The 10897-nt window shown below is 71.7% G+C and carries 9 protein-coding genes; 3 read left to right on the forward strand and 6 right to left on the reverse strand.

All coding sequences use genetic code 11. The annotated features are described in order from the left end of the window. The first annotated feature begins 33 nt into the window (after positions 1-33). Positions 34-1683, forward strand: a complete 1650-nt coding sequence (locus tag PZ894_RS03645) for a SpoIIE family protein phosphatase (protein ID WP_275742575.1) — start codon at positions 34-36, stop codon at positions 1681-1683. Here PZ894_RS03645 and PZ894_RS03650 read toward each other — a convergent pair. The 6 genes from PZ894_RS03650 to PZ894_RS03675 form a co-directional block, all read right to left on the reverse strand. Next, complete coding sequence (locus PZ894_RS03650; protein WP_275742577.1) at positions 1680-3776, reverse strand: acyltransferase family protein; 2097 nt, start codon at positions 3774-3776, stop codon at positions 1680-1682. The two genes, PZ894_RS03645 and PZ894_RS03650, sit on opposite strands and share 4 nt — an antisense overlap. 68 nt (positions 3777-3844) lie before the next feature. Beyond that, on the reverse strand, positions 3845-5008 hold the full coding sequence (locus PZ894_RS03655) for a lipid-transfer protein (RefSeq protein WP_275742579.1): 1164 nt from the start codon (positions 5006-5008) through the stop codon (positions 3845-3847). A 67-nt stretch (positions 5009-5075) separates the two neighbouring features. After that, complete coding sequence (locus PZ894_RS03660) at positions 5076-5453, reverse strand: MaoC family dehydratase (protein ID WP_275742580.1); 378 nt, start codon at positions 5451-5453, stop codon at positions 5076-5078. Next, entirely contained in the window at positions 5450-5848 is a 399-nt protein-coding gene (locus PZ894_RS03665) for an OB-fold domain-containing protein (protein ID WP_275742582.1), read from the reverse strand. The genes PZ894_RS03660 and PZ894_RS03665 overlap by 4 nt, the downstream gene beginning before the upstream one ends. Continuing rightward, entirely contained in the window at positions 5845-6372 is a 528-nt protein-coding gene (locus tag PZ894_RS03670; RefSeq protein WP_275742584.1) for a hypothetical protein, read from the reverse strand. The genes PZ894_RS03665 and PZ894_RS03670 overlap by 4 nt, the downstream gene beginning before the upstream one ends. Then, positions 6369-8552 (reverse strand): acyl-CoA dehydrogenase, encoded by a 2184-nt coding sequence (locus PZ894_RS03675; RefSeq protein WP_275742586.1) that lies wholly within the window; start codon positions 8550-8552, stop codon positions 6369-6371. The genes PZ894_RS03670 and PZ894_RS03675 overlap by 4 nt, the downstream gene beginning before the upstream one ends. A gap of 227 nt (positions 8553-8779) precedes the next feature. On the opposite strand from PZ894_RS03675, the gene PZ894_RS03680 reads away from it, so the two are divergent. Together PZ894_RS03680 and PZ894_RS03685 are read left to right on the forward strand one after the other, a co-directional pair. Next, positions 8780-9121: a VOC family protein gene (locus tag PZ894_RS03680; RefSeq protein WP_275742588.1), complete on the forward strand. Its 342-nt coding sequence runs from the start codon at positions 8780-8782 to the stop codon at positions 9119-9121. A gap of 74 nt (positions 9122-9195) precedes the next feature. Then, positions 9196-10821 (forward strand): hypothetical protein, encoded by a 1626-nt coding sequence (locus tag PZ894_RS03685; RefSeq protein ID WP_275742590.1) that lies wholly within the window; start codon positions 9196-9198, stop codon positions 10819-10821. Positions 10822-10897 lie beyond the last annotated feature (76 nt).

A 10897-nucleotide genomic window follows, 5' to 3' on the forward strand; every position in this document is an offset into this window, starting at 1 on the left:
CGTCCGGGGTGGCCGGTGGTCCACAATGTCCCCGTGACGGACGCCGCGCGCCCTGGCGCGCTGACCTCGGTCCCCGCCGAGATGCTGCAGGTCGGCGCGGACCTCGACCTGCAGCGCGTGCTCCAGAGCGTCACCGACACCGGCACCCGCCTCAGCGGCGCCCGCTTCGGAGCGTTCTTCTACAACGCCGTGGACACCGACGGCGAGATGTACCGGCTGCACGTGGTCTCCGGCGCGGAGGCGGCGTCGTTCGCGAAGATGCCGTCGCCGCGGATCACTGAGCTCTTCGAGCCGACCTTCAGCGGCGAGCACACCGTTCGGGTCGACGACCTCGTCGAGGGCCCCTACCGCGGCCACATGCCGCGCGGGCACCTGCCGGTGCGGTCCTACCTCGCGACGCCGGTGATCGGTCGCGACGGCACGGTGATCGGGTCGCTCCTCTTCGGTCACCAGGAGCCGGGCATGTTCGACGAGCGCACCGAGGAGATCGTCGGCGCCGTCGCCGCACAGGCGGCGATCGCGGTCGAGAACGCCCAGCTCTTCGAGCAGGAGCAGGCCGCCCGGCGCGACGCCGAGGATGCCCGGGAGCAGCTGCGTCGCCACGTCGCGGAGCTCACCGAGGCATCGCTGACGCTCCAGCGCTCGCTGCTTCCGGCCGACCTCCCGGACGTCCCGGGGGTGACCACGGCGGTCCGCTACCTCCCCGCGGTCGCCCACGCCGAGGTCGGTGGTGACTGGTACGACGTGATCGCGACCGGCGAGACCGCCGTGACGCTGGCGATCGGCGACGTCCAGGGCCACAACATGCAGGCTGCCGCGGAGATGGGCCGCCTCCGCACGACGCTGCGTGCCTACCTCGCCGAGGGCCACTCGCCGGCCGAGGCGCTCGCCCGGACCAACAAGCTCACCACCAGCGACTCCGAGGCGCTGCTCGCGACCTGCTGCCTGATCAGCGTCGACCTGCGCTCCGGCGAGGGGGTGATCGTGCGCGCCGGGCACCCGCTGCCGATGCTCCACCGCGCGGACGGCACGGTCGTCGAGCTCGGCGCGCTCGAGGACTCACCCCTCGGTCTCTTCCCCGACGAGACGTGGAAGGAGGAGCGGATCCGCCTGTGCCACGGCGACCGCATCGTCCTCTACACCGACGGCCTCGTCGACCTGCGCGGCACCGACATGGCCGAGCGGATCTGGGACCTCGCCACCGTCGTCGAGGGCGTCGCGCGGCTGACGCCGGAGGAGGCGGCCGACGAGATCCTCCGCAACCTCGGCCGACGCGACGAGGACGACGTCGCCCTCGTCGTCTGCGACATCACGCCGCTCGACCACCTCGTCACGGTCGACGCACCCGAGAAGGTCCGCCTGGCCAGGTCGCTGACCGCCGACCAGCTCGAGATCTGGTCGCTCCCCGAGCTGGCTCCTCCGGTGATGCTCGTCGTCACCGAGCTCGTCACCAACACCCTGCAGCACGGCGGCGGGGTGGCCGACCTCGTGCTCCGGCGTACCGGGTCGGGCGTCCGCATCGAGGTCACGGACTCCGACCTCGACGGGCCCGCCCTGGTCGCGGCGGACCCCGACGCCGAGGGCCAGCGCGGGATCCTGCTCGTCGACGCGATGGTGCGCGAGTGGGGCGTCGACGTCCACTCGTCGGGCAAGACGGTATGGGCGGAGCTCGATCCCCGCTAGCCGAGGTCGAACCCGTCCAGCGCCCCGCTGTCGAGCATCGCCTGCCAGATCTCGTCCCGATGCAGGTCGAGCGCCTTCGGCGCGTAGTGCTTGCGGTCCTTCCAGACCGGGACCTCGCCGGTCATCGGATCGCACACCGGGGCGGCGGGGCACATGATCGGGTTGACGTTGACCGTGAAGACTCCCGGGTCCGTCGCGGCCGCGGCCTGGTAGAAGCCGTCGGTCGGCGGCGACTCGATCGGCACCGGCACCCGGCACTGCGCGAGGTCGGTCGCGCTGGCGAGGCAGTCGAGGGGCGGGTCCTGGTCCCAGGGCACGCCGAGCATGCTGTCGATGATCAGCGCCCGCGCTCCCGCGCCGTGCACGGCCGTCAGCGTGTCGTCGATCGTGCGCACCAACCGCTGCTCGAGGGTCTCCCCCGGCACCTTGTCGACGCTCAGCAGGTGGTCACGCCAGGCATCGGTGTCGCGGGCGATCTGCGACAGGATCACCAGGTCGACGTCGGTGTTCGGGATGACGTCGTCGAAGGTCTCCTCGCGGATCTCGGCGCAGCGCCGCTGGGCCGACCTGCTGTCGAAGGCGTTGTAGACGCCGAGCTGCCACGGACAGCCCTCCTGGAGGCTGACCGAGAGCTTGAACCCGTGCAGCCGGGCGAGCTTCGCGAGCGTCGGGGCGATCATCCGCGCGTGCGAGTCGCCGACGAGCATGACGTGCGGGCCGTCGCCGTCCACGATGACGCAGTTGTCGGCGTCGTTGAGCGTGCACGCGGTGTCGTCGGCGCCGCGGTCCTCGACGTACTCCTCCCAGTCGACGTCGCTCGGCACCGGACCCTCCCGGTTGGCGGCCGAGCCGGTGACAGCCGCGCCGGCGGAGGCCAGCGCCGGGCGGTGCTCGGAGCGGAGCAGGTCGGGCACCACGGTGACCGCCACCAGCACGCTCAGCGCGACGCCCACCGCGACGGTCGGCCACGTGATCGGCTGCAGCAGCGGCGCGCGCCGGATCGGCATCTCGAGGACGGCGTACGACAGCGCCGCCAGCGCCGTCGCGACGACCCCCGCGAACCCGACCAGAGCCAGCGGGTCGAGGTCCATGAGCTCGCCGAAGAGGATGATCACCGGCCAGTGCCAGAGGTAGGTGCCGTAGGAGATCTTGCCGAGGTACGCCGGGGTCGGCCGCGCCAGTGCGCGCGCCAGCAGGCCGTCGTCGGATCCCATCAGGCCGAGGATCAGCGACACCGACACGACGGTCGCGAGGAGACCGCGCCACGACGGCGTGACGTCGACGAGCCCGGACGCGACCACGAGGAGACAGGCCAGGGAGACGACCGCGACCATGCCGATGCCGCGTCCGCGTGGTCGGAACCGGGACCGGAGGAGCAGGGCGGCCAGCACGCCCGCCAGGAGCTGGTAGAGCCGGGCGCCGGTGCCGTAGTAGGCCTGGTCGGCGTCGACGGCGGCCCACACGAGCTGGGCCGCGACCGAGGCTCCGAACAGCACCGCGATGCCCACCAGCGTCGCTCGGCGCCACCGGCGGTCGAGCCACGCGAGCGCGAGCAGCACCAGTGGGAACGCCACGTAGAACTGCTCCTCGATCGACAGCGACCAGAAGTGCAGGAACGGGCTCTGGTCGACGCCGTCGGCCGCGAAGTAGTCGTTGCTCTGCGACAGGAACCGCCAGTTGGAGAAGTAGAGCAGCGCGCTCTGGGCGTCGCCGACGAGTGGGAGCCGGCGCACGACCGACAGCACGAGCACCGACGCCGCGGACGTGGCCGCCACCACGACGACGGCGGCCGGCAGCAGCCGGCGCACCCGCCGCGCGTAGAACCGGCCGACCCGGATCGTGCCGGTGCGACCGATCTCCTCGAGCAGGATGCTGGAGACCAGGAAGCCGGAGAGCACGAAGAAGAGGTCGACCCCGACGAACCCGCCCGACACGGCACCCACCCCGCAGTGGAAGACCAGCACCAGGTAGACCGCGATCGTGCGCACGCCGTCGAGGGAGGCGTGGTGGCCCCAGCCCGTGCGGCCCTGCCGATCCTGCTCCGCGGCTGCGGGGGCAGGAGCAGGCGCAGCGGGAGCGGAGGTCACAGACATCACCGAGAACCCTAGGCGCGCGACCCGACGCGTCGGAATCCGACACGGCGGTGAGCCGCGCTACATCGTCAGACGGACAGCACGAGCCCGCTCGTCGGCACGCCCGTGCCGGCCGTGACGAGCACGTGCTGGACGTCGTCGACCGGGTTGACCGACGTGCCGCGCACCTGCCGCACGCCCTCGGCGATGCCGTTCATGCCGTGGATGTACGCCTCGCCGAGCTGACCACCGTGGGTGTTGAGCGGCAGCTTGCCGCCGATCTCGATCGCCCCGTCGGCGACGAACCCCGGCGCCTCGCCGCGACCGCAGAAGCCGAGCTCCTCGAGCTGCATGAGCACGTACGGCGTGAAGTGGTCGTAGAGGATCGCCATCTGCATGTCGTCGGGGCCGAGCCCGGACTGCCGCCACAGCTCGCGGCCGACCACGCCCATCTCGGGGATGCCGATGTCCTCGCGGTAGTACGACGTCATCACGAACTGGTCGACGCCGCTCCCCTGGGCGGCCGCCGAGATGTACGCCGGCCGCTGCGCCAGGTCGCGCGCCCGCTCCGCGGAGACGACGACCAGCGCCACCGCGCCGTCGCTCTCCTGGCAGCAGTCGAGGAGGTGCAGCGGGTCGACGATCATCCGTGAGGCCTGGTGGTCCTCGAGGGTGATCGGCCTCTCGTGGAAGAACGCGTGCGGGTTGGTCGCGGCGTGCCGCCGGTCGGCGACCGCCACGCGCCCGAAGTCCTCCGAGGTCGCGGCGTACTCGTGCATGTAGCGGCGTGCCTGCATGGCGACCGTCGCCGCGGGCGTGCCGAGGCCCATCGGGTAGGTCCAGGCGTTGTCGAGGCCGTTGGTGTTGACCTGGGAGGCGGCCGCCACCGAGACCTGTCCGAAGCGGCTCCCCGATCGCTCGTTGAAGCCGCGGTAGGCGACCACGCAGTCGGCGACGCCGGTCGCGACGGCCATCGCGGCCTGCTGCACGGTCGCGCAGGCACCGCCGCCACCGAAGTTGATGCGGCTGAAGAAGCGCAGCTCCCCGCAGCCCAGCTCGCGGGCGACCGCGATCTCCGAGGACGTGTCCATGGTGAACGTCGTGAAGCCGTCGACGTCCGCCGGTGTGAGCCCGCAGTCGGCGAGGGCGTGCTGCACCGCCTCGACGGAGAGCTGGAGCTCGGAGCGGCCGGAGGCCTTGGAGAACTCGGTCGCGCCGATGCCCGCGATCGCGGCCTTCCGGTAGAGGCTCATGCGGGGTCCCCGCGGTGTTGTTCGCTGGAGGAGCGAAGCGGGGGAAGCGAAGAACAGCGTGGGGTGTTCATGCCACCACCCGCACGGTCCCGGTGACGTGGTCGCCGAGCGACACCCGACCGACGACCGAGATCGTCGCGATGCCGTCGCCGACGGACTCGACCGTGCCGCTGAACGTCAGCGTGTCGTAGGGGTGGGCCGGGGCTCCGAGCCGGATCGCGATGCCCTTGAGCTCGGTGTCGGGCCCGGCCCAGTCGACGACGAACCGCTCGACCAGCCCGTTGGTGGTGAGGATGTTCATGAAGATGTCCTTCGACCCGGCCGCCTGCGCGATGTCCCGGTCGTGGTGCACGTCCTGCCAGTCCCTGGTCGCGATCGCGGTGCTCACGATCGTGGTCGGGGTGAGCGGCAGCGACCACTCCGGGATCGTCTCGCCGGGGGTCATGCCTTCCTCCAGATCGGCAGGGTGAGCTCGTCGTCGACGCGGCGGTAGTCCACGCGCAGCCGCATCCCGACCTCGATCTCGTCGTCTGCCACGTCCACGACCTCCCCGACCATCCGGACGCCCTCGTCGAGGTCGATCAGCGCGATCACGATCGGCAGCTCCTTGCCGGGGACGGGCGGGTGCCGGTGCACGACGTACGAGAAGACCGTGCCGGTGCCGGCGGCGACGACGTGGCCGCGGTCGAGGGCGTGGCACTCGGGGCAGGCCGGGCCCGGCGGGAAGCGCAGCACGCCGCAGGCGTTGCACTTCTGGACGCGCAGCTCGCCGGCCGTCGTACCGTCCCAGAAGAACTGCGAGTCCTGCCCGATCATCGGGCGGATCACGGCCGTGGTCATGCCTTCTCCCCCTGCCTCCGGGCCGGGATGAACTTCAGCACCCGGAAGAGCATGGTGGCGACCTTCTCGCTCTGCCCATCTCCTTGGCAGACGTACCAGGTGTTGCGCGACGTCACGAAGTAGCCCTCGCCCATCGCGGTCTGCTTCGGTCCGACGACCGAGTCGAGCGCGGTCGTGACCCGGACCAGCTCGCCGACCTTCAGGTAGCGCTCGTAGCTCTGCTCGCAGTTGGTGCCGAGCACTGCGGTGTATCCCTGGTCGGTGAGGAACTCGGTCATCGCGCTCAGCGGGTCGTCGTCGGGGCGCCGCCTGCCGAGGCCGGGCATCGTCCAGACCTGCGCCATCGAGGGAGGCGCCTCCCCGTTGCGGAAGCGCTCGTTGTCGTAGCCCATCGCGTCGAGCCAGGTGCCGATCGTCGGCTGGTTGACCTCGTACGGCGCGACCGACTCCGACGCCTCGCCGAGCCCCTTGAGGCGCTCGGCCTCGGCCATGATCCGCTCGTGTGCGCTCATCTCGTCGTTCATCGGGGCACCCGCGGGAGGCCGAGCCCGAACATCGCGATCAGCTCGCGCTGCACCTCCTGCACGCCCCCACCGAAGGTGAGGACGAGGTTCCTCTTCGTCTGGCCGTCGAGATAGGTCATCAGCTGGTCGGTCTCCTGGTCCGAGGGGTCCCCGTAGCGGTGCACGACGTCGACCAGGTCGGCGGCGAGGTGCTGCACCTGGTCGGCGGCGAACACCTTCGAGGACGAGGCGTCGCCGACACTGATCCCGCCGGCGGCGGCGGCGCGGGCGACCTCCCAGTTGAGCAGCTCGTTGACCCGGAAGACCGTGGTCACCTCGCCCATGATGCGGCGTACGTCGGGACGATCGATCACTCCGGCCTTGGTGGCCCAGTCGGCGACGCGGTCGCGCAGGCCCTCGAGCCGCCCGGCGGGGCCGAGCATGACGCGCTCGTGGTTGAGCTGGGTGGTGATCAGCTTCCAGCCCTGGTTCTCCTCACCGACCAGCATGTCGACAGGCACTCGCACGTCGTTGTAGTACGTCGCGTTGACATGATGGGCGCGGTCGGCGGTGATGATCGGCGTGTGTGAGTAGCCCGGGTCGGTCGTGTCGACGATGAGGATCGAGATGCCCTTGTGCTTCGGGGCGTCGGGGTCGGTGCGGCAGGCCAGCCAGACGTAGTCGGCCTGGTGTCCGCCCGTCGTCCAGAGCTTCTGGCCGTTGACGACGTAGTGATCGCCGTCGCGGCGAGCCGTCGTGCGCAGCGACGCCAGGTCGGTGCCGGCGTCGGGCTCGCTGTAGCCGATCGCGAAGTGGACGTCGCCCGCGAGGATCCGGCCGAGGAACAGCTCCTTCTGCTTCTCGGTGCCGTACCTGATCAGCGTCGGTCCGACCGTCTGCAGCGTCACGGCCGGCAGGTGGACGTCGGCGCGCTGCGCCTCGTTGGCGAAGATGGTCTGCTCGATCTCGCCGAGGCCGTGTCCGCCGTACTCCTGCGGCCAGCCGACGCCCATCCAGCCGTCGGTGCCCATCTGCTTCACGACGCGCTGGTAGGTCTCACCGTGCCGGTCGCTGTACCCACCTTCTTGGCCGATGTCGCGGTGGTCGTTGCCATCTGCGAGACCGGTGAAGTACGCGCGGAGCTCGGCCTTGAGGGCGCGCTGCTCGGCGGTGAGCTCGAGGTTCTTGGTGGTCGGGTCCTCGATGCGCACGTCCGCGGGCGTCGCGCCGAGCGCGTGGCAGATGTCGGTGACCCACGAGAAGTAGCGGTGCATCGGGTAGGTGATGTCGACGCCCATGCCGCCGTGGAGGTGGTGGCAGGTGCGCATCGTCTGCGGCGCCTCGTGGCAGGTCCAGTACGCCGCGACCGCGAGGTCGTCCGCGACGTCGAGGCCCGCTCCGATCCGCCAGGCGGCGTTGTCGGCCGCGAGGTCGATCGTGCGCGACGCGATGTAGACGTCGGCGATCTGCATCGCCACGGCCTGGAACTCTGCCAGCGACCGGCCGAACTGCGTGCGCGCCTTGACGTAGCCGGCGGTCAGGTCACGGGCGCCGGCCACGAGGCCCGCGGCGGTCAGGCAGAGGCCTGCCGCCGCCAGCTCGCGCAGCAGTCGGGCCGCGCCGTCGCCCGGGACGAGCTCGGCGGGGGCGCCGTCGAGCACGACGGTGTGCTGGGTGGTGCCGAGCGACGAGTGCGACTCGAGCAGCTCGACCCCGGGGCCGGCCGGGTCGACCAGCGCCACGACCTCCCGGTCGCCCTCCGTCGCGGTCACGAGCACGCGGGCCGCGCGGCCGGCGTACGTGACGCCGACCTTGCGGCCGCTGACCCTGCCGCCGGCGTACGCCGTGGGCGCGCCGTGATCGCGCAACGCGGGCGTCAGCACCGTGTCGCCGGCGGACACATCGCGCAACAGCGCCTGCTGCTCCGCCGCGCCGGCGGCCGCGAGGGTGAGGACGCCGCAGCACAGCGTCTCCCAGACCGGCAGCTGGACCGCGCGCAGACCGGTCTCGCGCAGGAGCACGGCGACCTCCGCGAGGCCCAGGCCCTCCCCGCCCTGAGCCTCGGGAACCGGAAGCGCCAGCAGTCCGGCACCGGCGAACGCCGACCAGGTCGCGGCGCCCGCTTCGTCGGACCGGGCGTCGGTCACCCGGTCCAGCACCTCGCGGACCACGGACCGGACGGCCTCGGCTGCCTCTGTCACCTGCGTCTCCTGCCGATCGTCGGGGTCCTGCCGCGAAACTGTAACCTGTTCTACTCCAGATCGGCGCGCCCGTCGAGCGTCGACCCGGCGACGGCACTGGAACTCGTGGCGCCGCGAGCGCGCGGTCGGTGGGTGACCACGCACCCGACGCCGCCCTGGTAGCGCCGGGGCCGTGCGCGGGTGCGTCCCGCCGATGAGTTCGCACCGACGACCGGGTCGCAACCCGCATGGACGTTGACCTCTTCGCCGGCCTGCCCGTGACCGACTACGCCCGCGGTGTCGCGTGGATCGAGCGGCTGCTCGGCAGGCCGTCCGCCTTCGAGGCCCACGAGACCGAGAGCGTGTGGGAGCTCGCCGAGCATTGCTACCTGTACGTCGTGCTCGAGCCGGAGCACGCCGGACACGCGATGGTCACGGTCTTCCTCGGCGACCTCGACGCGTTCCTGGCCGACGCGGCGGAGCGCGGGCTGGATCCGGACCGGACGGAGACCTACGGCAACGGCGTCCGCAAGGCGATCTTCCGCGACGCCGACGGCAACGAGATCGGCTTCGGCGGCGGGGGGCAGTGACGGCGATGTAACGCAACAGGAGTCACATGCGCTGTGTGTGGGTGTACCGATGAAACGACTTCGGGAGGAACCCCATGCGTCATATCGCGCTCAGCGCGGCCGCCATCACGGCACTCTCACTGTCCCTCGTACCGATGGGCACGGCCTCCGCCGACCCGGCCCAGTGCCAGGCCGCCACGGGGGTCATCGCCGCCACGGCCAACGACACCACGGTCGAGGGGACCGCCGGTGACGACGTGATCACCACGGCCGGGTTCGACCGGGTCACGATCAACGCCCTCGCGGGCAACGACGTCATCTGCCTCGGCGACAGCATCGGGCCCGTGGTCAACGCAGGCGAGGGCGACGACGAGGTGAACGCCGAGACCAGCGCCCAGCCCACGGTGAACGGCGACGCCGGCAACGACACCATCACCGACCGCACCAACGGCGCCGCAGCCCCGCTGCTCGGTGGCACGCTCGCCGGCGGTGACGGCAACGACACCATCAGCCTCACGTCGCGCACCACCGTGGCGCAGGGCAACGCCGGCAACGACACGCTCAACGTCGCGGCGGGCGTGGCGACCGACCCGGCGGCCGGCAAGTACCCGACGGCGCAGCCGGGCGCGGGCGACGACAAGGTGACCGGCAGCGGCTCCGCGCTGCTCAGCTTCGCCGACTCCGGCGCCCCGGTGGCCGTCGACCTCACCGCCGGCAAGGCCACGGGCGACGGCACCGACACGATCAGCGGGGTGGCGGCGGTCGTCGGCTCGCCCGGAGCAGACACGATCGTCGGCAGCGAGGTCGCCGACACCATCACGGCGGGCGCCGGCGACACCGTCGACGCGAAGGGCGGCGACGACGTCATCACCGCCGACAACGCCAAGACCGTCGACGCCGGCGACGGCAACGACTCGCTCACCGTCACGTCCTCGAAGGACGTCGATGCCGGTGACGGCAACGACACCGTCACCGCGACCTCGTCGACGGTGAAGGGTGGCGACGGCAACGACACCATCGACGCGACCTCGTCGCGGATCAACTCCGGTGCCGGCGACGACACGCTGACGCTCATGTCGTCGGACGCCCGGTCCCGGTCGGGCAACGACACCATCGTCGCCACCAAGTCGGAGTTCCACGCCGGCAACGGCAACGACACCATCACGCAGAACGGTGGCCGCTCCGACGGTGGCTGGGGCCACGACGAGATCAACGTCGTCAACTACGGCGTCGCCCACGGCGGCCCGAAGGCCGACGTGCTGCGCGCCAGCTCCGACGCCGCTCCCGAGAAGGCGGGCACCGGCGGCACCCGCCTGTACGGCGACACCGGCCGCGACGTGATCTACGTCTGGGCGGGCGCCAAGAAGCGCAACCACGACCGCGTCAACGGCGGTCCGGGCGTCGACAAGGTCCACCTCGGCAAGCTCGAGGGCGGCAGCGTCGTCGACCTCGCCAGGGGCCGGGTCGTGCTGCGGCCCACCGCGCAGAGCCCGAAGTGGAAGCGCGTGCCCGCGCCGGACTTCGAGTCGATCGAGGGCTCGCGCTACCGGGACCGCCTCTACGGCACCAGCCGCGCCAACCACATCGACGGCAACAAGGGTCGCGACGTGCTCTGGGGCCGCGGCGGTGCCGACCGGCTCCACGGCGGCGCAGCGCGCGACATCATCCACGGCGGTTCCGGCTGGGACCGCTGCACCGGGGAGAAGCGCTTCTCCTGCTGACCACCGGGTGCTCCTGAACGCCTTCTGATAGGGAGGCCGGCCGCGGGGGGGGGGGGGGGGGGGGGGGGGGGGGGGG

It is taken from the genome of Nocardioides sp. YIM 152315 (genome assembly GCF_029210375.1).
Classification (GTDB): Bacteria; Actinomycetota; Actinomycetes; order Propionibacteriales; family Nocardioidaceae; genus Nocardioides.

What these genes read in the sequence shown, in the direction of transcription:
- PZ894_RS03680 (WP_275742588.1), top strand. Translation starts at nt 8,780, where the DNA reads ATGGACGTTGACCTCTTCGCCGGCCTGCCCGTGACCGACTACGCCCGC.
- PZ894_RS03650 (WP_275742577.1), bottom strand. Translation starts at nt 3,776, where the DNA reads ATGTCTGTGACCTCCGCTCCCGCTGCGCCTGCTCCTGCCCCCGCAGCC.
- PZ894_RS03655 (WP_275742579.1), bottom strand. Translation starts at nt 5,008, where the DNA reads ATGAGCCTCTACCGGAAGGCCGCGATCGCGGGCATCGGCGCGACCGAG.
- PZ894_RS03660 (WP_275742580.1), bottom strand. Translation starts at nt 5,453, where the DNA reads ATGACCCCCGGCGAGACGATCCCGGAGTGGTCGCTGCCGCTCACCCCG.
- PZ894_RS03670 (WP_275742584.1), bottom strand. Translation starts at nt 6,372, where the DNA reads ATGAACGACGAGATGAGCGCACACGAGCGGATCATGGCCGAGGCCGAG.
- PZ894_RS03665 (WP_275742582.1), bottom strand. Translation starts at nt 5,848, where the DNA reads ATGACCACGGCCGTGATCCGCCCGATGATCGGGCAGGACTCGCAGTTC.
- PZ894_RS03685 (WP_275742590.1), top strand. Translation starts at nt 9,196, where the DNA reads ATGCGTCATATCGCGCTCAGCGCGGCCGCCATCACGGCACTCTCACTG.